At 46.9% G+C, this 22158-nt stretch carries 19 protein-coding genes; 6 read left to right on the top strand and 13 right to left on the bottom strand.

Annotated features, from left to right (window positions below; genetic code table 11):
• Positions 1-63 precede the first annotated feature (63 nt).
• Entirely contained in the window at positions 64-1119 is a 1056-nt protein-coding gene (locus tag ACO0K1_RS05435) for an AraC family transcriptional regulator (protein ID WP_423023492.1), read from the bottom strand.
• Between the two features lie 184 nt (positions 1120-1303).
• On the opposite strand from ACO0K1_RS05435, the gene ACO0K1_RS05430 reads away from it, so the two are divergent.
• Genes ACO0K1_RS05430 through ACO0K1_RS05420 form a run of 3 tightly spaced genes read left to right on the top strand, consistent with a single transcriptional unit; the run spans position 1304 to position 4523 of the window.
• Entirely contained in the window at positions 1304-2833 is a 1530-nt protein-coding gene (locus ACO0K1_RS05430) for a flavin-containing monooxygenase (RefSeq protein WP_423023490.1), read from the top strand.
• Complete coding sequence (locus ACO0K1_RS05425; RefSeq protein WP_423023488.1) at positions 2830-3756, top strand: alpha/beta hydrolase; 927 nt, start codon at positions 2830-2832, stop codon at positions 3754-3756. The genes ACO0K1_RS05430 and ACO0K1_RS05425 overlap by 4 nt, the downstream gene beginning before the upstream one ends.
• On the top strand, positions 3753-4523 hold the full coding sequence (locus ACO0K1_RS05420) for an SDR family NAD(P)-dependent oxidoreductase (protein ID WP_423023486.1): 771 nt from the start codon (positions 3753-3755) through the stop codon (positions 4521-4523). Before ACO0K1_RS05425 ends, ACO0K1_RS05420 begins: the two co-directional genes overlap by 4 nt.
• Positions 4524-4747: 224 nt before the next feature.
• On the opposite strand, the gene ACO0K1_RS05415 is transcribed toward ACO0K1_RS05420, so the two are convergent.
• Positions 4748-5728, bottom strand: a complete 981-nt coding sequence (locus ACO0K1_RS05415) for a lipase secretion chaperone (RefSeq protein ID WP_423023484.1) — start codon at positions 5726-5728, stop codon at positions 4748-4750.
• Between the two features lie 46 nt (positions 5729-5774).
• Entirely contained in the window at positions 5775-6707 is a 933-nt protein-coding gene (locus ACO0K1_RS05410) for a lipase family alpha/beta hydrolase (RefSeq protein WP_423023482.1), read from the bottom strand.
• A gap of 542 nt (positions 6708-7249) precedes the next feature.
• Between ACO0K1_RS05410 and ACO0K1_RS05405 the strand changes: the two genes are divergently transcribed.
• Both ACO0K1_RS05405 and ACO0K1_RS05400 read left to right on the top strand, forming a co-directional pair.
• Positions 7250-8350: an aromatic ring-hydroxylating oxygenase subunit alpha gene (locus ACO0K1_RS05405; RefSeq protein WP_423023480.1), complete on the top strand. Its 1101-nt coding sequence runs from the start codon at positions 7250-7252 to the stop codon at positions 8348-8350.
• A gap of 298 nt (positions 8351-8648) precedes the next feature.
• Entirely contained in the window at positions 8649-9518 is an 870-nt protein-coding gene (locus ACO0K1_RS05400) for a sulfurtransferase (RefSeq protein ID WP_423023478.1), read from the top strand.
• Positions 9519-9625: 107 nt separating this feature from the next.
• Here ACO0K1_RS05400 and ACO0K1_RS05395 read toward each other — a convergent pair whose 3' ends face one another.
• Positions 9626-10378: a ZIP family metal transporter gene (locus tag ACO0K1_RS05395; RefSeq protein ID WP_423023594.1), complete on the bottom strand. Its 753-nt coding sequence runs from the start codon at positions 10376-10378 to the stop codon at positions 9626-9628.
• A 178-nt stretch (positions 10379-10556) separates the two neighbouring features.
• A complete protein-coding gene (locus tag ACO0K1_RS05390; RefSeq protein WP_423023476.1) occupies positions 10557-11438 on the bottom strand; it encodes a dienelactone hydrolase family protein in 882 nt (293 codons plus the stop codon).
• 349 nt (positions 11439-11787) lie between these two features.
• On the opposite strand from ACO0K1_RS05390, the gene ACO0K1_RS05385 reads away from it, so the two are divergent.
• Positions 11788-13485 (top strand): L-lactate permease, encoded by a 1698-nt coding sequence (locus ACO0K1_RS05385; RefSeq protein ID WP_423023474.1) that lies wholly within the window; start codon positions 11788-11790, stop codon positions 13483-13485.
• 87 nt (positions 13486-13572) lie between these two features.
• Here ACO0K1_RS05385 and ACO0K1_RS05380 read toward each other — a convergent pair whose 3' ends face one another.
• The 8 genes from ACO0K1_RS05380 to rbsK form a co-directional block, all read right to left on the bottom strand.
• A complete protein-coding gene (locus ACO0K1_RS05380) occupies positions 13573-13971 on the bottom strand; it encodes a cytidine deaminase (RefSeq protein WP_423023472.1) in 399 nt (132 codons plus the stop codon).
• Between the two features lie 72 nt (positions 13972-14043).
• Positions 14044-14886: an isopenicillin N synthase family oxygenase gene (locus ACO0K1_RS05375; RefSeq protein ID WP_186911027.1), complete on the bottom strand. Its 843-nt coding sequence runs from the start codon at positions 14884-14886 to the stop codon at positions 14044-14046.
• 9 nt (positions 14887-14895) lie between these two features.
• Positions 14896-15888 carry a nucleoside hydrolase gene (locus tag ACO0K1_RS05370; RefSeq protein ID WP_423023470.1) on the bottom strand — a complete coding sequence of 331 codons (993 nt, stop codon included), beginning with the start codon at positions 15886-15888 and terminating at the stop codon, positions 14896-14898.
• A gap of 163 nt (positions 15889-16051) precedes the next feature.
• A complete protein-coding gene (locus ACO0K1_RS05365) occupies positions 16052-17023 on the bottom strand; it encodes an ABC transporter permease (RefSeq protein WP_423023468.1) in 972 nt (323 codons plus the stop codon).
• Entirely contained in the window at positions 17020-18099 is a 1080-nt protein-coding gene (locus ACO0K1_RS05360) for an ABC transporter permease (RefSeq protein ID WP_423023466.1), read from the bottom strand. The genes ACO0K1_RS05365 and ACO0K1_RS05360 overlap by 4 nt, the downstream gene beginning before the upstream one ends.
• Positions 18100-18191: 92 nt before the next feature.
• Positions 18192-19721: an ABC transporter ATP-binding protein gene (locus tag ACO0K1_RS05355; protein WP_423023464.1), complete on the bottom strand. Its 1530-nt coding sequence runs from the start codon at positions 19719-19721 to the stop codon at positions 18192-18194.
• Positions 19722-19824: 103 nt separating this feature from the next.
• The gene (locus tag ACO0K1_RS05350) at positions 19825-20820 is read right to left on the bottom strand and encodes a BMP family lipoprotein (RefSeq protein ID WP_423023462.1); all 996 of its coding nucleotides are present in this window, start codon (positions 20818-20820) and stop codon (positions 19825-19827) included.
• Positions 20821-21067: 247 nt separating this feature from the next.
• Positions 21068-21997 carry a ribokinase gene (rbsK, locus tag ACO0K1_RS05345; protein WP_423023460.1) on the bottom strand — a complete coding sequence of 310 codons (930 nt, stop codon included), beginning with the start codon at positions 21995-21997 and terminating at the stop codon, positions 21068-21070.
• Positions 21998-22158 lie beyond the last annotated feature (161 nt).

Raw genomic sequence — 22158 nt, 5'->3', positions numbered from 1 at the left:
GCAATCCATAGAGCGATCGTATCCGCGCTGCATTGGCGGCTTGCACCCCCTTGCAAAACCGCCTTATAAATTCTCGTCACATTGCTCGTCAGCTTGCTCGTCACCTAGCGCTTCTCTAAAGTTGATCGGTGCTATGCCAGTCCAGCGCTTGAATGATTGGGAAAAACTAGATGCGTCGCTAAACCCGAGCTGCGTCGCAATTTCAGAAATTTTGAGATGACTATTGGTCAGGTAGTCAATTGCTTCAGTGCATTGAAATTCTTTGACGAGTTGGCGAAAAGACGTATTTTCGCTAGCGAGCATGCGTTTGAGAGTCCGCTCACTCGTGTTGAATAAATTCGCCATCTCCTTTAATCTGGGTATTTGATAAAAATTCATCCCCAGATATTGCTTCACAATAGCCGTGGTGCCTAGTTTTGAACGTCTTTTCTCTAGCAGTTCTGCACATAACTGATCGCACATATTGGCTGCTGTCGGATTCGCCAACGGTAGCGGCTTTTTTATTATTTGGGCAGAAAATACCAGCGAATTTGAATGCGCCCCGAACGAGGGTACTATTTCAAAGAGTTTTTCAAATTCTGATTTGTGCATTACTTCATGGGCTGCTTGCCTGAGTGTCATTTGCTGCAGAGAAAAATCTTCACCAATAATAGATTTCAGCAGTACAAACGCCGCAGACATATCTCTGTGTAACAGGAATTTTTTTAAATCATCATTAAAATTTGCTTCATCAAATTGTAAATGGAGCAATTCGCCATCATTACGAAACCTGATCGTGGAAAAAATAAAGGTGAGCGGCAGGAAGCGCATGGCGTGACGCATTGCATCCTCAACTGTGGCAGAGCTGATTAATCCAAATCCCCACATCCCATATACCGACGGTTTATAACGTTGACCAAGCTTTAAGCCGAGCTGAGACTTCGATTGACTAAGCCGGAGTAAATTCTGAGCTACCCGAATTTCTTGCGCCGCTGACACTTCTATGTTGGGATTGTTCAGATGCTGATCAGACAATTTACACCCCAGTAGCAAGTCGGCAGAATCAATCCCTTCATCTTTCCCACATTGAACCAAGAGCGCAATGCTGGCGGGGCTGCGTGTCAGGTCTAAGAAGTTCATAGGGAATTTTCCGGGCGATGGGACCTTTGGCCTATATTCTAATGCATCTGACCTAAATCAACATTTGCAGATAGCCCGATCTATACAACAATACCCAAAACAAAAAATATACAAGTTCTGATCAAGATGAGGCGTTAACCTGAAACTTGATTGGCATAAAACGAGACAACCAGGAAAACACACAATGAATTCCACCCTCAACAGCAACAAAGGCGTTTTACAAAATAGCAAAGTAGTAAAAAAAGCCATCATCATTGGATCGGGCTTCGCTGGTCTGGGAATGGCTGTCGCACTAAAGAAATTCAATATTGACGATTTTGTGATACTTGAAAAAGGGCACGATGTTGGTGGCGTCTGGCGCGAAAACACTTATCCTGGCGCGGCTTGTGATGTCCCTTCACATTTGTACTCTTTTTCGTTTTTCCCTAATCCGTATTGGAGCAGAACCTTCGCCCCGCAGTCCGAAATTTATACTTATCTGCAAAATTGTGCGAAGGCGTTTCAGCTTGCACCGCATATCAAGGTTAACTGTGAAGTGTGTGGAGCGAGCTACGACGAATCAGCACAACACTGGCAGGTTTTTCTCAAAAATGGCGAGATCATGTATAGCCAGATTTTGGTGACGGCAATGGGACAATTAAGTCTGCCAGCGCTGCCGAAAATCGAAGGCAAAGATCACTTTTTGGGACCAACATTTCATTCTGCAAACTGGGATCATTCGATAGATCTGAGTAGTAAACGGGTAGCCGTTATTGGGACTGGTGCATCGGCAATTCAGTTTGTTCCTGCCATTGCCGGCAAGGTCAAAGAAATGCGTGTATTCCAGCGTTCTCCAGCGTACATCATGCCACGACCAGATGGTGCCAATAGTGAATGGAAAAAGCAGCTGTTTAAACGTTTTCCAAGTCTGATGAAATTACAGAGGCTCGCCTGTTACCTGCAATATGAGTCGCGCGCCATCGCCTTCACGCGCTTCAAAGGATTGATGAAATTTGCGGTGGGGATACCGTTTCATCGCTTACTTAACAGGCAGTTGACTGACCCTGTACTGCGTCAAAAGCTGAGCCCCGACTACCAAATCGGATGTAAAAGAATCCTGCTTTCAAGCAATTATTTTACGACATTTCATCGTTCGAACGTACACCTCGTTACTGAAAAAATTCGACAAATTACGCCAACAGGTGTCGAGACCATCGACGGTAAATTGCATGAAGTTGACTTGATCATCTATGGTACAGGTTTTGCCGCCACCGATTTTCTGGCGCCGTTGGCAATCAAGGGAGTTGGCGGCCGCGATTTGAATACCGTATGGTCAGAGGGCGCGCGCGCTTATCTTGGGATGTCAGTCCCGCATTTTCCCAACTTTTTTATGCTTTATGGCCCGAACACGAACCTCGGTCATAACTCGATCGTTTTCATGATCGAAAGCCAAATTACACACGTGATGCGATGCTTGAAAAAGATGGAAAAAGAGGACGCTAAGGTCATCGAAATTAAGAACGATGAATATGAAAACTACACATCCCGTCTACAGAAGAATTTTTCTCACACGGTATGGACTGGCTGCAGTAGTTGGTATGTGGATGCGAAGGGGTATAACAGCACCAATTGGCCTGGTTTTACGATAAGCTACCGTTGGCTCACCAAAACGAAAAGTTTGGATGCATACCGTTTTTACTCGGTTGGATTGAATAAGCTTGGAGGTGTATCTTGATTGTTCAAATTAATGCGCCAACTGGGCGTATAGAAAAATTTCTGGCAGCGTTTCTTCGTCTTTTTTTAAGACTCACATTCAAAACATTGATTGGCCCTGGCACAAGTGTAAAGGCGCAGCGGCGCTGGGTTCAGCTGCTCGCATTGTTGATGCCCGGGCGTGGTGGCATAGCGAGCCGGAGTGTGGACGTGAATGGATTATCGGTTGAGGTACTAAGTCCGAAGAAAAGTGATTCAAAAAATGTGATTCTGTTTCTGCATGGTGGCGCCTTTTGTTTGGGAAGTAATTTCAGCCATCGAAGTCTTTGCAGTCATCTTGCATTTGAAAGTGGAATGCCAATTTGGGTACCAAATTACCGCCTGGCACCAGAACACCCTTATCCTGCTGCGCTGGACGATGCCGTATCGATCTATCAGGCATTGTTGAGACAAGGTTATTCATCGCAACACATTGTGATTGCTGGCGATTCTGCTGGCGGCTCCCTTGCGTTGGCACTCGCTATTCGCCTGAAAAAAATGGGAGTGCCACCCCCAGCCTGCATGGCGTTGATTTCACCAGTGACGGATGGCTTGGCAATTCGTCAGTCTCAATTTTTGGGCGGGCGAGGTGATCCGATGATTTCATACGAATGGTTGGGACAGGGGCTGAATTGGTTTAATCCACCAGAAATATCTGAATTTTCACCGCTAAAAATTGACTTAACCGGCTTGCCGCCTATGCTGATTCAAGTCGGTCAAGAAGAAATATTGCTCAACGATTCATTGCAACTGGAAGCAAGAGCTACGCATTTTAATGTGGCGTGCCATCTTGAATGTTACCTCGAAAGATGGCATGTATTCCATTTGCAAACTTTGTATTTGAAATCAAGCAAGGACGCCATACGATCATTGGTTCAATTCACCCATCAACACTTGCCATTATGACTAGCCCAAAAACGATTCTCATTACAGGTGCTGGTTCAGGTATAGGCTTGCAAACTGTTCGACTTTTTGTCCGTAATCGCTGGAAAGTAATAGCGGTCGATATCAACGAAGCAGCCATCGATAAATTGGCGGCAGAGCTCGGTGATTTGATTGTGCCTTTTAAAGGTGATGTCAGAACACGGGAGGGCGCAAATGCGCTGATGGCGATTGCTAGTCATGTTAACAACGGCAGACTCGATTGCCTGTTTAACTGTGCTGGTTTGCTCCAGATGGGAACGCATCCATCGATTGATACTTATCTCATCGACAGGATGATCGACGTCAATATCAAAGGCGTTCTCTACTGCATCGACGCGGCATTACCGTTGCTTAAAAACACACCGGGAGCGCATATTGTCAACATGTCTTCTACATCAGCAGAATACGGCACGCCAGACCATGCTGTGTACAGTGCGAGCAAATTTTTTGTTCGTGGTTTAACAGAAGCGCTCAATATTGAGTTTGAACCTTTGGATATTCAAGTCAGTGCAATTGTTGCTCCCTATGTGAATACACCCATGGTCAATGACGCCATTTTTAAAGCCAGCACCATACAGAAATTAGGTGTAAAAATTGAGCCCGAACAAGTTGCGAAAACGGTCTGGGACGCTGTTCACGGCAATAAAGTCATATGGCGTGTTGGTCTTGACGCGGCGATACTTAACATCTTGACGCGGTTGCTCGGTACTTCAGCAAGAGGCATCGTGAAAAAGCTGACAGGGTATTGATGGTCTGTAGTCGCAGCGCCCAGACAAAGATACATTTTGATCCGTTTTCCGTGACGCACAAATTGCTTTGTCTGCTGCGGTGAAATCCAAACGCGTTATTGACCTGGAGTTGGATTTCTAATCGGGCGGACGCAGTCCGCGCTGCAATGAATTATGGCTGCAATCGGCGGTTTGCACTTTCGCTACAGGAAGGACCTTTATTGTTTTAGCTGCGCTGCGTAACTTCACTCATACGCAGCCAAGCGTGCTTGTTCTTGCGCTGTAAAGTAGTGATTACGTAACTGCTGCAATTGCTGCTGCTGCAATTGCTGCTGTCTCTGGCTTTGTTGCTCATTCGAATCTGTATTCGTCTGATCGAGGGCCAGTTGTTTGCGTTGTGTCAGATATTGATTGATCCGCTTATTCCACTCATTGGTTTCCTGATCTAATTGCGCCAGGCGATTGGCTGCTTCCGGACTGGTTGCGGCAGCGCGCATGCGATAAATTTCATCGTCACTGGCACCTTCCCGACGCATTTTTTCGGATTGCTCTGTGAGCCTGATTACTTGATACGGCGCAGTTTTTGCTTCACGCAGTTCAGGAGACATTGAGGTATCTAATGCCTGAAGTTTTTCTTTTTTTTGCGCTTCGTTGAGGTTTTTATCCTGACTAATTGCCATGCGAGCTAATGCATCCTGATCATAGGTATCATCGAATCCAAACATCGCTTGTATTTCTTTGTCACTGAAAAATTGCGACCTGATATGGCGCATACTATCCCACTTATTTTTGACTGCAGTGAGCATGTCATTGGCATCGACATTTGCGTTGGCATTGGCATGTAACGTATCTGTCTCCAGATTGACCAGTGCTTGTTTGTACGCGATATAACGGTTGAGTAATTGTTTGGCCTGCTGTGCTGCGTTTGGCTTTAATTTTTGATCTAATATTTTCTCTATTTGTGCTCTGATTTCAGGCAAACTTTTCTCACCCATTGCCGACAAGTAGTAATCGAAAAGACGTTTCAGCTCCGCACTGATGAGTAAATTTCCATCATTGCTTTCCGAGACATTTCCGTCAATTGATGTTCCTTCTAATGAACGCACAAATGAAAATTGGTGATCGTTGGCGGTCAGACGTACGGCTGGTTCTTGCTTGCCAGTCTCCATTTTCCAAAGAAAAAAAACGGCGCTCAAGAAAGCCGCCGCCAACAAAGATTGTTTCATTTTTATATTCATAATGATGCCGCGCCGGTACAGTTTTCAGGATGAATTACAGCCCGCTATTTTTTAAGCGATTGGCTTGTTGACGATAAATAGTGACTGGATTGGTTTCAAAGATGTTAACCAGACCAATAACTTGATTCACTTCATCTAAGTGATTCATGCCATAGTCGTCACGAATTACCTGACCTAAATGCGAAGAGCAACTACCAACTAAGCCGTCATTTTTTTCACCGTTAAACGCCAGGGAAGTTAGCGCTAGAACTGGATCAGAAACATCAAAAAAGTTCGTTGTTTGTTTTGCGCCGCTCCAAGAATAATACGCAACGCCATGGACGTTATACGCGCCTTCTCCACATGCGCTTGTCGGGATGCCTTCCGGGTGGGCTACATTAAATTTCAGTGAGCCTGCAGTGCTCAGCGACTGGGCAGCATTCAGGGCATTTTGTGGCAACTTTGGCTGACCTGACAGAAAGCTGATCAGTTTTGCCAAACCATTACTCAAAGAAACGACGACGGCGTTGGAGTAGCTTCCTACTGGTGCAACACCAAGCAGAAAATCTGCAAATTTAGAGCCTTTGTTCACCCCGCCAATCGAAGTAACAGAGGCAACCAAATCAGGGCGGACTGACGCGACATAACGAGTTGTAGGCCCGCCGTGGCTATGTCCGATTAGATTCACTTTGCTGGCACCTGTGACAGCTAAAATACTCTGAACTTCCGCTAACAATTGTTCACCGCGAACCTCCGTGCTGTTCGCGGCTGACACTTGCGTGACAAAAACCTGGGAGCCATCAGCACGCAATGCCGCAGGAATGCCATAAAAATATTCAACGGGGCCGATGTTATCGAACCCAAACAGGCCGTGTACTAACACGATAGGATATTTTGTACCCGTATAGCCTGCTGCCCATGTCTGTGCCGGTAGCAGGGACAACGCGATTAAGAATGCAAACAACTTCTTCATCAGTGTTTTGTTCATTTTAATTCTTTCTTAAATTTTGCTTTAAATGAAACCGGGCGGGGCTGAAGTCAAACTTAGCTTTTTTTAGTTTTTCAATTCAGCCAGGTCGAGAGTAGTTTTTGGATGGAGTCGCTGGCAAGTTGCTATGCAACATAAATGCATAGCCAAAAAGTTATTCAATTGAACTCAGGCAACGCTTTGAAAATAATGATCAATATCATTTCATAGACAATTCTTGAAATTTGGCCTGCTTCAATAGCATTCACGATTGAATTAGACGGTTTTTACTAAAAAAATCAGAGCGTGTTATCCGCGACACAAATCAAAAAAAGAACCATGGTGATGTACAAACTGCGCTAAGGACTTGATTTGTCTCAGGAAGTTAAGCAAATTCGGGCAAAATTTGAGACATTCAGGTATAATGACCAGTTCTGTCCAAAATTTCCTCTTCAAGTCGTTTGATCGTTTGAATTTTTGACTGGATTGAAACCCCAGTCGAAAACAGGTTTTTGTGGATTCTTTCTCTCTTAGGTTGGTGCAAATTAATTTGGGGGGTGGGGATGTCCGATCTGGCTTCTTTGTCTACACTCGCGCGTTCTGACGCGCAACTTCCGGTGCATGTCTATTTTGATGAAACGTTATTGCAACGTGAAATCAAGGACTTGTTCCAAGCTGGTCCACGTTACGTCGGTCATGAACTGATGGTACCCAACGTGGGTGATTTTGCGACTTTACAGTCCGAAAATGAAGGTCGTATGCTCGTGAGAAACGCTCACGGCATCGAGTTGATGTCTAACGTCTGTCGTCATCGTCAGGCGCTGATGTTTAACGGCCGTGGTAACACCAATAATATCGTTTGCCCTTTGCATCGTTGGACGTATGACCTCAAAGGTGAACTGATCGGTGCACCGCATTTCTCTGACACGCCGTGCCTGAATTTAAAGCGTACGCCATTACAAAACTGGAATGGTTTGCTGTTTGAGCAAAACGGCTATAACGTCATGGAACGCATGGGGCAACTTAGCGTGACCAAAGATCTCGATTTTACGGGTTACATGCTCGATCATGTCGAAGTCCACGAATGTGATTACAACTGGAAAACCTTCATCGAAGTGTATCTGGAAGATTATCACGTTGAACCATTTCACCCTGGGCTTGGTAGCTTCGTAACATGCGACGATTTGCGCTGGGAATTCGGTGAAGATTACAGTGTACAAACTGTCGGTGTGAATAGCGGTTTGCTGAAATCTGGTTCTGAAAAGTACCGTAAATGGCAAGAACAGGTACTGCAGTTCCGTCATGGTGAACCGCCAAAATACGGCGCGATTTGGCTGACGCTGTATCCGAATATCATGGTTGAATGGTATCCGCACGTGCTCGTTGTTTCTACTTTATGGCCGACGTCAACTGGTAAAACACGGAATGTTGTCGAGTTTTATTATCCGGAGGAAATCGTTTTATTTGAACGCGAGTTTATCGAAGCGGAACGTGCAGCCTATATGGAGACATGCATAGAAGATGATGAAATCGGTCAACGTATGGATGCTGGCCGCAAAATTTTGTTGGGACGTGGTGAAAGTGAAGTTGGCCCTTACCAATCACCGATGGAAGATGGGATGCAACATTTCCACGAGTGGTATCGCCGTCGCATGTCATTTTAAGTTACTGCCTGTGGCGCGGGGGCAACCCGCGCAATGCATCGTCGAGCGTATCTGCAGTTTGTGTCCTTCCGGCAAAAATCGAAAAAAGCACTCATCAAAGCGTGCTTTTTTTTTCGTCGATACTGCGGTCGACTACCTCCCAACTATCACAATGTGATATTGTCCCTGTGATTAAAATGATGGCGTGTTTCCAAATTGCTTTGGACTGCAATAGTTGCACGGCGATCGTTGCACGGCGAGAGCCAGAATTTGCACCGCTTCTAAGATTTTCAATATTCAACACATTGCGGAGTTGTCCATGCCTTTACCGACGCATTTATCTTCCTACACCACGCTGATTAGCGCACACAATTTGTCTGCCCACGTCCAAGATCCTCGGTGGGTGATTCTCGATTGTCGACATGATTTGATGGAGTCCAATGCTGGCTCGTTAGCTTACGCAGCAGGACACCTTCCGCACGCGCAATTCGTCCATTTGGATCAATCCTTGTCGGCACCTAAAGTGGGCGCTGATGGCGTGTTTCGTGGACGTCATCCCCTGCCTGAAAAACAGCAATTCATTCAAACTTTGCGTCAATTAGGTATTAATAATGACACCCAAGTCGTTGTTTATGATGCGCATGGGGGCATGTTTGCCGCACGTTTGTGGTGGATGTTGCGATGGGTTGGCCATGCTGCCGTCGCCGTTTTAGATGGCGGTTTGCCAGCATGGCAGGCACAGTCTTTTCCATTGACAACAGATGTTCCTGACGCACGAAAAGGGGACATTTCGGAGCAGACGACCTTGGTGTCGCACGTCGATGTCGCCAGAGTATTGGCCAATATTGCAAGCGCAGAGTTGACCGTTGTCGATGCTCGCGCAGCGGATCGCTTTCGCGGTGAAAATGAAACGATCGATCCCGTTGGTGGCCACATACCTGGCGCATTAAATCGCTTTTTTAAAGACAATTTGCAGGCTGATGGTCGCTTCAAAGACGCCGCGCAGTTAAAAATCGAATGGTCTGCTTTACTGACGCATCCAGAGAAGTCGATCATGCAATGCGGCTCCGGCGTGACTGCATGCCACAATTTATTGGCGTTAGAAGTTGCCGGATTAAAGGGTGCAGCGCTGTATCCGGGCTCGTGGAGTGAATGGTGTTCGGACAGTAGTCGCCCAGTTGCACGGTAAAAAAAAGGGAACTTGAGTTCCCTTTTTTTTGATCATTTTTCGATCATTTTTCGATCCAATTAGTGATCCAATTAGTGATCCAATTAATGAATCAATAAATGAATGAATTAGTGGTGTCGTGTCACAAACAGCACGATGACGACGCCAAGTGCGACCAAAATAATTTGTGGAATTGTTTCTTTTAATGTTGTACGACGCTGCATTTGCGGCATCAAATCGCTGACCGCAATATAAATAAATCCTGAGGATGCGCACACCAGCACGTACGGAATCATGCCGTTGGCGTGTTCTAACGTGTAATAGCCGAGGACGCCACCGAGCACGCCCATCATGCTGCACGCGAGGTTGTACATGTACGCGCGCGTGCGACTAAAACCTGCATTGAGCAGAATAATAAAATCGCCGATCTCCTGTGGAATTTCATGCGCGATAATCGCAAAGGCAGTCACGAAACCTAATTGCGGATTGGCTAAAAATGCAGCGGCAATCAAAATACCGTCCGTAAAATTATGCATCCCGTCACCGAGTAAAATCATCCAGCCAGCTTTGCCTGCTTCATCTGCATCATGACCATGTTCGTGATGATGACCATCGCCTTCATGGTGGTGTGAATGACGCAATATGGCAAATTTTTCAAGCAGAAAAAATGCCAGTAATCCGCCGAGTAAACAGGCGAACAAAGTGTGTGGATCCGCCTTGGATTCAAATGCTTCTGGCAGTGCGTGTAATAAGGACGTCGATAGCATAATACCGACCGACAAAGCGACCATGCGCTCCACCATTTTGGCCAGCAATGCAAATGAAAAGATCGCAGCAGCAGTAATGCTTAATAAACCAGCTAATGAGGTGGTAATTAAGATGGATATCAGGGTGGAGTGAATTTTAAACCTCAGGATAATTTGCAACAAGGTTGCAAATTAAAACACAGAGCTGGCTATTCTGCAAATCCAGCTCTGTATTTAGGTCTGGCCACCTGACATTGAATGATAACTTGTTTCAAAAAAGATCCCGGTGGCATTTATTGTGCAGATCTAAACCTTACACCACGCCATGTGTTTTAAACCAGGCAACTGCGCGTACCCAACCGTCTTTCGCGTCTGCTTCAACATAGCTTGGACGGTAATCAGCGTGAAATGCATGACCGGAGTTTTCAAAAACTTTGAATTCCGAGTGACTTTGCCCTTTGGCTAAAGCGTCCTTCATCTGTTCGACGGTAGATACAGGAATGCCAGTATCTTTTGCGCCATATAAGCCTAGGATCGGCGTTTTTAAACCAGCGGCGATGTCGATAGGATTGGTAGGTGACAGTGGCGTAGGGGCGCCAACCAGACGACCATACCAGGCCGCACCAGCTTTGACGTTCGGGTTATGCGCTGAGTACATCCATGTTATGCGACCACCCCAGCAGAATCCAGTAATGCCAAGACGTGTTAAATCACCGCCATTTTTACCTGCCCACGCTACTGTCGTGTCGAGGTCGCCCATCACCTGAGCATCGGGCACCTTAGAGATAACATGCTGAATTAATTCTGCGACCGATGGATATTGATTTACATCACCTTGGCGAATAAACAAATCGGGTGCAATTGCCAGGTAACCCAGTTTAGCGAAGCGGCGAGCGACATCGGCGATATGTTCATGGACACCAAAAATTTCAGAAATGACCAAAATGACTGGTAAGTTCGATTTACCTTGTGGTTTGGCAAAATAAATGGGTACTTGCTGGCCGCTGACTTCTAAATTAACCCGACCATCTTCGAGGCCCGCTGTGTCTGTTTTAATCATGGTTTGTGCGACAACAGGCAATGCCGCCGCTGCAAAACCAACTCCCATGGCAGTCTGGATAAAATTACGGCGACTCATAGGTTCAGACTCATCAGAATGTCCGGTCATACTATTAAACTCTTCACGGTGTAGCATTAATTTCTCCAGCATGGTTGAGGATGAGGGTAGATTGACATCGTTGTTCGCAAGATGTGCATCCGTATCTTAGCGTGAAATTTCATATTGAGTTGGCGTCCCTTCGCGCGCGCGGTGCCGGGTTCATGTCTCAGATTGCGCTCAATCCAGCTTAAGTTGTCAAAAAAGAATTTTTTATCATCGTTAACTTGAATAGCATAGTGTTTTAATTAAAACTTCAAAATATTCAACGATTGCTGAAATTCATTTCATGCCTGATTGATGATTTTCTTGCATCGACCTGTCGTACCATCAAAAACTGAGAGCAAAAGCAGGCTCGCTGCATGAATAAAACAAAAAGGAGATTAGGATGGTTTGGAGTCAGGTGTACGACCCGTTAGGGAATGTTTGGATGTCTGCGCTGATGGCGGCAATACCCGTCGTCGTGATGTTAGCTTGTATCGCTTTTGGTCACATGAAAGCGCATTACGCCGCAGGCTTAGGTTTAATTAGCGCACTTTTAGTCGCAATTTGGGGTTTTGGGATGCCAGCAGGTTTGGCATGGAATGCCGCAGGCTTTGGTGCCGCATATGGCTTGTTACCGATTGGCTGGATCGTTCTTAATATTATTTTCTTGCACCAACTGACCATCGAAAATGGCTCCTTCAATGTGTTGCAAGATAGCCTCACGAACATCACCGATGACCGCCGCATACAATTGCTGCTGATCGCTTTTTGTTTTGGTGCGTTTTTTGAAGGCGCCGCTGGCTTTGGTACGCCGGTTGCTGTTACTGCAGCGATTATGATCGGTCTCGGCTTCTCCCCGCTTGCCGCATCTGGTTTGTGTCTGATCGCCAATACAGCACCAGTCGCTTACGGTGCCTTGGGGACGCCAGTCATCGCGCTGGCCGCTGTAACCGGTCTTGATCTGATGCAATTGTCAGGCATGATAGGCCGCATCTTGCCTCTGTTTTCTTTGCTGGTACCATTTTGGCTGATATGGGCGTTTGCCGGCTTCCGTGGCATGTTACAAATCTGGCCAGCGATTCTGGTCGCCGGTTTAAGTTTTGCTGTTCCCCAGTATCTGGTTTCAAACTATCACGGTCCTTGGTTGGTTGACGTGGTCGCAGCGATTGTTTCTATGGTCAGTCTGATCCTGTTCCTCAAAGTCTGGAAACCGGCGAAGGTGTGGACTTCTGTATCTTTAAAAGGTCATGCCGATGATTCCGGTGTAGCAGACGTTGCCAGTGAACAGCCGCATGGCCACGAAGCGGATGCTGCTGCAGCGATTTTCAAAAAGCACGACCGTCGTGCGCTTTTGTTGGCATGGATGCCATGGGTCATTCTGACTATTCTCGTGTTCATCTGGGGCGTACCAGAATTTAAAAAATGGGTTGATGGGATTTCGATATTTAAAATCCCGTTCAGTGGTCTGGACAATATGGTGCAAAAGGTGGCGCCGGTTGTTACCACACCACACAAAGAGCCAGCGGTCTACGTCCTTAATTGGTTATCTGCGACAGGAACCGGTATTTTCATCGCCAGTTTGTTGAGCGGTGTGATGATGAAATATCGTTTGCTGGATTTGATAAAAATCTATTTCCGCACGATCTGGTTAGTGCGTTATTCCTTATTGACCATCGTTCTGATGTTGGCGCTGGGTTATCTGACACGTTATTCAGGTACCGATGCAACACTGGGAATTGCGTTTGCGCATACCGGTAGCTTGTATCCTATTTTCGGTACTTTATTGGGCTGGATGGGTGTTGCTTTGACTGGTTCTGATACGGCAGCCAACGTTTTGTTTGGTGGTTTGCAAAAAACGACAGCAGAACAATTGGGTTTGAATCCGATACTGATGGCTTCTGCTAACAGTGCTGGTGGTGTGATGGGTAAAATGGTAGATGCACAAAGTATTGTGGTTGCCAGTACTGCAACGCGCTGGTATGGGCATGAAAGCAGCATTCTGCGCTTCGTGTTCTTCCATAGCTTGGCTTTAGCGGTGTTGGTTGGCTTGTTTGTGTTCTTGTTGGCTTACGTGCCGCCGTTTACTGCACTGGTACATTGATGTGTGAATAAAGGTCCATGTCCCGTTTGCGGGACATGGGTACAAAGCTACCGCTATTTACAGCTATTCATCGCTATTTATCGCTACTTATTCCGGCTTCAAATAAAACGCATCCGGCAATTGCGCGCCAGCGGTCGTTTCTTTAACATCACCTTTAACATTCGTCAGCACGACTTCAAGTTCAGGGCCACCGAGTTCGATGATCACCTGACGGCATGCACCACAAGGTGCGATCGGGCCCTCGGTGTCGCCGGTGACGGCGATTTTGGCGAAATCTCCAGGGCGATAACCTGCGGCAACGGCGCTAAACAAAGCGGTGCGTTCGGCACAATTACATAGGCCATATGACGCGTTTTCGACGTTACAGCCATGAAAAACTTTACCGTCGTTGGTCAGCACTGCAGCGCCGACTTTGAATTTTGAGTAAGGCGCGTATGCACGTTCACGAGCAATGTTTGCTTGGGTGATCAATTCCTGAGTATTCATTTTTTATTCCAGTGAAAAAGGCATGTCGTTCAACGGCATGCCTTTGTTTTATAACGTCACTAATCGTGAGTATTATTTTTTAACGCCTAATTCGCGCAGACGTTCTTGCAGGTAGCTACCCGATGTATGGCGCTCAGAAAGCACAACATCAGGACGCGGATGCAAGAATAGCGGCAAAGAAATACGTGATTTTTTCGCTTCTTCGCCCGTTGGATTGAGCACACGATGAATCGTCGAAGGATAGTAACCTTGCGATGCTTCATCGAGCATGTCGCCAATATTGACGATCAACATACCAAAATCGCATGGTACGTCATGCCATGCGTCATCCTTGCCTAACACTTGCAAACCGGCTTGAGTCGCCGCTGGCAAAACCGTCAGTAAATTGATGTCGCCATGGGCTGCCGCACGCACCGCATCTGGTTCTTCGTCGCCGCGTAATGGTGGGTAGTGCAATACGCGTAACAAAGTCAGATCACTGTCCGTAATCATGTCTGACAAAGGCATAGAATACTTGGCTTTGATTTCTGCAGGGGTATGATCTTCTACCCATTGCAATAACTCAGCGGCCAATTTAGAGCCTTCAACATAGTATTCGCGTGCTGCATTCGATACTTCCGATGGAACGCGACCCCATGGATAAACGTGGTAAAACTCTTTTAAGTCACGCTTCGCGAAGCCCTTGGCTGTTTCAGAAATTTTTGGCGAAAAATAGCCATCCATTTTTTCAGCATCAAATGTGTATTGATTCTTCGCATCAGTCTGGAAGAATTCATACCATTCCTGATAAATGGTGTTGAGCAAATTTTGCGACAAAGGATGGTTGGTCAACACACCAAAGCCGGTTTGATGCAGGCTTTCAGTGAATTTTCTGGCAGCATCCGGATCACGATAATCAACTGGTTGAATATGCATGATCGCTCCTTAGTTGCTCAAAGGCGCTTGCAACCAATCGCTGCTCAAGGTTGCATCGATCAATTTGGAACAGGCTTCAGCGTCCACTTTCATGCATACGCGGGTTTCGGGTTTGCTGGCTTCCCAACCTGCTTGTGGATACGGGATAGGCAGTTTTGCCATCATGGTCTGACCATTGCCGATGCCTTCTTTAGCAACGCGTACGCGACCCGATTGGGTTTCGAAAATTTCTGGAGCAACTAACCAGACAAACGCCAAGACGTCATGACCATAGCAAGCATGGCCCAGATCTGGACGAATGCTTTGGTAGAAGTTAGCGTAGAAGTTCACAGCGTGGGATAAGGTATCCATTGCCACGTGTTTGTGATGTTGTGCCAGACGTGCAAAGAATGTCGAAGGCAATACTACGCGGTGTGTGACATCCAGGCCAACCATAGTCAGGTCCCAACCAGCGGTAAATACCAGATCAGCAGCGTCAGGATCGTTCCAGACGTTAGCTTCCGCCACCGGAGAAACATTACCTGGTTCATCAACGGCACCCGCCATCAAGACGACTTTTTTCAACAACTTAGGCAGTTGTGGTTCCATCTTCAATGCCAGGCCCAGATTGCCCAATGGGCCGACTGCCACGAGCGTAATTTCACCTGGATGTTGGCGTGCCATTTTGACGATGAATTCCGCTGCGCTTTCAACTTCTGCTTTGCCGCCGACGTCGATACGTGAAGGCAGATTGCCCAAACCGTCAGCGCCATGGATAAAGTCAGGTGGCGTACCTGCTGCTTTTGCCAATGGAACGTTCACGCCTTGCGCTACTGGGATATGGCGGCCAGCGATACGTGTCAGATACAGCGCGTTGATGGTTGCCTGCTCAACGTAGACATTACCAAAAGTCGTGGTGATCCCAACGACATCGATGTCCGGATGGGCAAGTGCAAAGTACAGCGCCATTGCATCATCTACACCTGGGTCGGTATCAAAAATGACTTTGTGTTTGGTTTGCATGGATGTTCTCCAAAAAATAACTCCGGCTGGCCATTAGGCAGAACCCAGACGCGAAGCGATTTGTTGTGGTTGACCCGGTTCAAGGAGGCCGAAAATTGCGCGTTGCCTGACAAAGATCTGACGGTATTTATGATGTCCGTGAGATCGCTTATTGCGTGTATTTTTATCGTGATTTTACAAATGGCACACCGATGGCTTTGGGCGCTACTGATTTCGCCATCAGCCCAGCGAGCACGATCACCGTTACGACGTAAGGTATCATTTGAATCAACGAACCCGGCACTTTACCGATGACTGGAAATACAACACCTTCGATTTGTACTTGTAGGGCAGTGAAGAAACCAAACATCAGGCAACCCAATGCGGTTTGTAGCGGACGCCAGTTACCAAACACCAATGCTGTCAATGCCAGATAGCCGTTACCTGCCGACATATCGCGCAGGAAAAATCCACTTTGTACGATGGACAAATAAGCACCTGAAAATGAACAAAGTACGCCTGCACATAACATCGCCATAAAACGGGTACGTTCGACATTTACACCCGCAGCATCAGCTGCATGCGGATTTTCACCAACGGCACGCAGACGTAATCCAAAACGACTGTGATATAACACCCAGTGGACCAGTGGAATCAAGCCAAATGCGAGATAAACCAAGATACTGTGACCACCAAGCAGCTTTGTGTAAAACCATCCGATAAAAGGAACATCGGTGATGGCAGCAGATCCAGGTAAAACAATATCGAACAAACGTGCCTCACCCAGATCAGGTGTGCGACCACCTTGCATAAAGAAGAATTGTGCTAATACGAACGTCAGACCACTCAACGCAATATTGATGGCAATCCCCGCAACTAACTGATTGCCTTTTTGGGTAATGCTGACAAAACCTTGCAACATCGCAATCGCGACTGACACACCGACACCTGCCAGTACACCAAGCCACGGGTTTTGTGTCGTGTAAGCTACCGATGCGGAGACGAACGCAGCAGCTAACATTTTGCCTTCCAATGCCAGATCGACGACGCCGCTGCGTTCAGCAAACAGACCAGCCATGGCAGCAAATATCAAGACTGGCGCATTGCGGATAGTTGCGACCAGAATGCTGGAAAATTGAAAATCATCAAACATCATTTTTCCTTACGTTTTAACAGCGCGGACAAAGCTGGCGCATACAAATTTTCCATCGCACCGCAGAACAAAATAATCAGACCCTGAATAAATATAAAGGTCTCTGGAGGAATATTGGGTTTCTCCAACGAGAGATCAAAGCCGCCCTGTATTAATGCGCCGAATAAAATTGACGACAAAAATATGCCAACCGGATGTTGGCGACCCATCAAAGCAATCGCAATCCCAATAAAACCAGCACCTGCAGGGAAGTTCAGGTTCAGGTAATGGGTTGAGCCCATCACTGAATTAACTGCCGCCAGACCCGCCAATGCGCCAGAAATCATCATTGTCACAACGATGGTTTTTTTGATCGAGATACCTGCATAATGCGCGGCATGTTGATTCAGACCAGTTGCCCGCAATTGATAGCCCCAGGTGGTGCGCCAGACGGCGACGCCGTAAACAACCAAGGCAAAAATAGCGATAATGAAGCTGATATTGAGCGGTGTTTCACCCAGGACACGAAACAGTGCATTTAATTTTGGTAACCATGAACTGTTGGCAAACAAACGACTCGCAGGATTTTGCTGACCATCTGGAATTAGCAGAATGATCAGGTAGTTCATCAGATTGGCTGCGATGAAATTAAACATAATTGTCGTCACGACGACATGACTACCGCGCTTTGCCTGCAAGTAGCCCGGTAAAAATGCCCACGCGGCACCGAAGATGGCGCTGCCTGCAATCGCAAGCGGTATTAATATCCAGCCGGGTAAATGGGCATCCAGCATCAGTATCACTAAAGTCAGCCCCAAGCCACCAATATACATTTGACCTTCAGTACCGATATTGAATAAACCAGCTTGCATCGCAACAGAGACTGACAGTCCGGTAAATATAAATGTTGCCGCATAAAACAAGGTATAACCGAGACCTTCGGGGTCGAGTACTGCCGCATTGATCAGAATTTGTAGTGACTCAATGGGACTTTCACCGAGTAAATAAATGACACCTGCAGCGACCAGAAGTGCCGATAGCAAATTGAGTAATGGTAGTGCAAAGGCGCTGGCCCAGCGGGGAAGGTCGGCTTGATTCATACTTTAGGTTCTATTGTCGCTAGTAGGATGAGTATTAGCTTTATGTTTTTTCGGGACGGATGTCAGTATTGGCAGAAACGGCGGCGTAAGCCCTAATGCTTGTGCAACCCACCCATTAACAAGCCAATACGAGTCGCATCAAATTCTTCAATTTTTAATTCGCCAGTAATCGACCCGCTCGACATGACCAAAATACGGTCTGCCAAAGCGCGCACTTCTTCTAACTCGACCGAAACCAGCAGAATCGCTATGCCCGAGTCACGCATGGCGAGCAAGCGCGCATGCAAACTTTCTATCGTACCAATATCAACGCCGCGCGTCGGTTGGCCTACCAGCATGAGTTTTGGATTCGCATCAATTTCGCGCGCCATCACCACCTTTTGCTGATTGCCACCCGATAACAAGGCAATACGCAAATGGGGATCGGCAGGACGCACGTCAAATTTACGTAGCATATCGTTGCAGTTACTCAGAATTTGTTTGTAATCGAGTAAGCCAAACGCCTTGCCTAATTTTTTCTGATAGCCGAGGAAACTATTCATCGTCACAGAAAAATTTTTAATGACGGCATCTCGCAGTCGATCTTCTGGTACATGGCCTATGCCCCGTTCACGATACTCGGCAGGCAGACCATCCGCGTCTTTACGTCCGGAAAAGGGCAGCGCTTTGCCATTCATCGTCATAGTGCCGCTGGTCGGCAAGCGCATGCCGCTTAAAATTTCCAACAACTCGCTTTGGCCATTACCAGACACACCAGCAATAGCAACAATTTCACCAGCACGGATAGTGAAATTCAGATCTTTGAGTAAGCTGACTTGCTGATTATTGATCAGATTTAAGCCCTTTACATCCAGTACCGTTTCACCTGGTGCATAGGGCGCACGTGGCAATTGAGTTTCAATCGGTCGTCCGACCATTAGTTCCGCTAATTGTTCTTTATTGGTGTTGGCGGTGATGACAGAGCCGACGACAGAGCCGCTCCGCATGACGGTGACTTCATCCGTGATGTCGAGAATCTCTTGGAGTTTGTGGGTGATCAAGATGATCGTTTTGCCTTGTTCTTTAAAGAGTCGTAAAACTTCAAATAACGAGGCAGTTTCTTGTACCGTCAGCACGGCTGTGGGCTCATCCAGAATCAGGATATTTGCGCTGCGATAAATTTGTTTCAGAATTTCGACGCGCTGTTGCACGCCAACTGATAAATCTTCAATTTTATCCAATGGATCAACATCGAGGTTGTAGCGTTTGCAGATGTCACGCAAGGTAGCTTCGACTTCTTTGCGACGCTGCGCCAGACGAAAACCACCTTCACCGCCGAGCATGACATTATCTAGCACCGTCATATTTTCGACCAACATAAAGTGTTGATGAACCATACCGATACCAAGGACAATGGCTTCGTGACTGTTGCGTATCTGTTGTTCCTGACCGTTGATCAAGAGCTTGCCGCTGTCCGCTTGATAGTAACCATACAGGATACTCATCAGCGTTGATTTACCCGCCCCATTTTCACCGATGACGCCATGTATTGAGCCTGGTGCAATGGAAAAACTCACATCGCGATTGGCCTGTACAGCGCCAAAGCGTTTGGAGATGTGTTGAAATTCGACGGCTGGCTGCATACTTTCGGGATTCCAGATGATAATAAATAAGGGCGGGGCTTAATACGCCATTGTAAAAATTTCGGGGCGCTATCCAACAGCGCCCCGTTTGCCAGATCTTAAATCAGACCGGGCACTTGTTTGCATCGCGGAAATCAACTACTTTGATCTTCCCGCTGATAATGTCTTGCTTTGCTGCATTGACGCGTTTTTCGACGTCGGCACTCACCACGCTGCGATTGTCTTTGTCCAACGCCCAGTCAACACCGCCTTCTTTCAGACCTTTGTACGTTACGCCACCTTTCCAGGTGCCGTTTTTAACTTCCATAAAACTGTCGTAAATGACTTGATCGACACGTTTGACCATGGAAGTCAGCATATTGCCAGGGTGAATGTAATTTTGATTGGAATCGACACCGATACCTAATTTGCCTTTTTCTTTGACCGCTTGCAGCGTACCCATGCCGCTACCGCCTGCTGCCGCAAAGATCACATCAACGCCACGTTCCATCTGAGCACGCGCCAGTTCGCCACCTTTTGCTGGATCGTTCCAGGCGGCTGTGGTTGTACCAACCATATTTTGCACAACGTCAATTTTGCTGTCGGTTGCTTTGGCACCTTGGGTATAACCGCATGAGAAGTTACGGATCAAAGGAATGTCCATGCCGCCAATAAAGCCTAGCTTTTTTGATTTGCTGGTTAAAGCTGCTGCGACGCCGACAAGATACGAACCTTCTTGTTCTTTAAACAGAACGGAATTGACGTTGTCGCCTTTGGCGATGCCGTCAATAATGACAAATTTAGATTTAGGAAATTCTTTAGCGATGTTTTGGACGGCTTGCGCTTGTGCAAATCCAATCGCAGCAATCAGGTCGACGTTTTTACGAGCCAGATTACGTAACATCTGTTCGGCTTGAGTATCGCTGGCAACTTGCACTTCGATCACATTGATTTTTGTTTCTTTCTTGAAACGCTCAGCACCTTCGGACGCTGATTGGTTGAAAGACTTATCAAATTTACCGCCGGCATCGTAGATCACCGCTACTTTTGGATCGGCAGCGTAGACGCTGCTTGCTGCTAACAGACCAGCCATAGACAGGCAAATTTGCTTGAGTTTCATAAGAGCTTCCTTTTTTAGATGTCTGCGTGATGTCGTCTTAGTTTTTCGTAATGTTTTCGTAGTGTGGGCGTTTAATGGCGATTTATGGGTGCTGACGCTAGCATATCTACAATTAATCGATCAACCGTTCTCACTAGCCTATCATGTCAATGGTGAATGCTCTGACACGGTGGCAAAATTTTATCAAATACTGATGTTTCTTATCCGTTTTTAAACTGCGAGCCGATCACAGCAATATGCTGCTTTATTACGCGGTTTTTCGTGTGGACATAAAGTCCAGAACTTCCTGACGTCGCGGAATTGAGGTTTGTGCGCCCAATTTTGTGACGGTCATTGCTGCAGTATATTGTGCTTCGATACTTGCATCCAGGACGCTTAAACCGTGTGCGATTCCTACAGCAAAGGCACCGACAAACGTATCGCCCGCAGCAGTGGTGTCGACAACGTCGACTTTGATGGCAGGGATAAATTGGCTACCAGTTTGCTCGGTAATCAGGGCACCATGACCGCCCATTGTTAAAATGATTGTGGCGACGCCAAAGCCCGATAAAACTTGTGATGCTGAGCGTGCTGTAGTTTGATCTGTGACCGCAATACCACTCAGCTGCGAAGCTTCTGTTTCATTCAGAATCAGGAAATCAATTTTCTTTAACAGGGCTGGACTTAAATTTTGTGCCGGCGCTGGATTCAGAATGACTCTGACCCCGAGATCACGCGCGATATCGATCGCAGCTTCCACGGTTGCCAGCGGGGTTTCAAGCTGGCATAGCAAGAGTTTTGCTGCAGATATGGCAGAACGCGCAGCAGCAATATGTGTCGCCGATAAACTACCATTCGCGCCTGCTGCCAGGACGATGCTATTGTCGCCGCCATCTTCAACCAGAATTCCCGCAACACCGGTTGCGACGCCTGGAATGGTCGACAAGTACGTCACGTCGATTTTTTCAGCCGTCAGGCATTGTAACGACGAGGCACCAAAACCATCATCACCCACCGCGCCTATGAAGCTTACCTTCGCACCCTGACGAGCAGCAGCGACTGCCTGATTCGCGCCTTTACCACCAGGAATCTGTCGAAATTCATGCCCATGCAAAGTCTCGCCGAGCGCAGGCATGCGTGGTGTGCGAAAGACCAGGTCCATATTGACGCTGCCGACTACAGTTATCCGTGGCTTCATGATGCAATTTTCTCGATAAAAAGTGGTTGCGCAATCGTTTGCGCAATCGATTTCGTATTTAACTATGCGCTAATCGGCTCGTCAAGCGCATTCTTAATTTTTTGGTGAAATTTTGTGCAATTTTAAGACTTGCTGAGCGTCTTTGCGACAAGGCAAGCGGT

Source organism: Undibacterium sp. SXout20W (assembly GCF_049340285.1).
Taxonomy (GTDB): domain Bacteria; phylum Pseudomonadota; class Gammaproteobacteria; order Burkholderiales; family Burkholderiaceae_D; genus Undibacterium.
Note: the sequence above shows the minus strand (reverse complement) of the source record. Positions and strands in the feature narration are given on the sequence as shown.

Coding starts and splice junctions, on each gene's coding strand:
- ACO0K1_RS05435 (WP_423023492.1), bottom strand. CDS start 1,119: ATGAACTTCTTAGACCTGACACGCAGCCCCGCCAGCATTGCGCTCTTG.
- ACO0K1_RS05430 (WP_423023490.1), top strand. CDS start 1,304: ATGAATTCCACCCTCAACAGCAACAAAGGCGTTTTACAAAATAGCAAA.
- ACO0K1_RS05420 (WP_423023486.1), top strand. CDS start 3,753: ATGACTAGCCCAAAAACGATTCTCATTACAGGTGCTGGTTCAGGTATA.
- ACO0K1_RS05415 (WP_423023484.1), bottom strand. CDS start 5,728: ATGAAACAATCTTTGTTGGCGGCGGCTTTCTTGAGCGCCGTTTTTTTT.
- ACO0K1_RS05410 (WP_423023482.1), bottom strand. CDS start 6,707: ATGAACAAAACACTGATGAAGAAGTTGTTTGCATTCTTAATCGCGTTG.
- ACO0K1_RS05405 (WP_423023480.1), top strand. CDS start 7,250: ATGTCCGATCTGGCTTCTTTGTCTACACTCGCGCGTTCTGACGCGCAA.
- ACO0K1_RS05400 (WP_423023478.1), top strand. CDS start 8,649: ATGCCTTTACCGACGCATTTATCTTCCTACACCACGCTGATTAGCGCA.
- ACO0K1_RS05390 (WP_423023476.1), bottom strand. CDS start 11,438: ATGCTACACCGTGAAGAGTTTAATAGTATGACCGGACATTCTGATGAG.
- ACO0K1_RS05385 (WP_423023474.1), top strand. CDS start 11,788: ATGGTTTGGAGTCAGGTGTACGACCCGTTAGGGAATGTTTGGATGTCT.
- ACO0K1_RS05380 (WP_423023472.1), bottom strand. CDS start 13,971: ATGAATACTCAGGAATTGATCACCCAAGCAAACATTGCTCGTGAACGT.
- ACO0K1_RS05375 (WP_186911027.1), bottom strand. CDS start 14,886: ATGCATATTCAACCAGTTGATTATCGTGATCCGGATGCTGCCAGAAAA.
- ACO0K1_RS05370 (WP_423023470.1), bottom strand. CDS start 15,888: ATGCAAACCAAACACAAAGTCATTTTTGATACCGACCCAGGTGTAGAT.
- ACO0K1_RS05365 (WP_423023468.1), bottom strand. CDS start 17,023: ATGATGTTTGATGATTTTCAATTTTCCAGCATTCTGGTCGCAACTATC.
- ACO0K1_RS05360 (WP_423023466.1), bottom strand. CDS start 18,099: ATGAATCAAGCCGACCTTCCCCGCTGGGCCAGCGCCTTTGCACTACCA.
- ACO0K1_RS05355 (WP_423023464.1), bottom strand. CDS start 19,721: ATGCAGCCAGCCGTCGAATTTCAACACATCTCCAAACGCTTTGGCGCT.
- ACO0K1_RS05350 (WP_423023462.1), bottom strand. CDS start 20,820: ATGAAACTCAAGCAAATTTGCCTGTCTATGGCTGGTCTGTTAGCAGCA.
- rbsK (WP_423023460.1), bottom strand. CDS start 21,997: ATGAAGCCACGGATAACTGTAGTCGGCAGCGTCAATATGGACCTGGTC.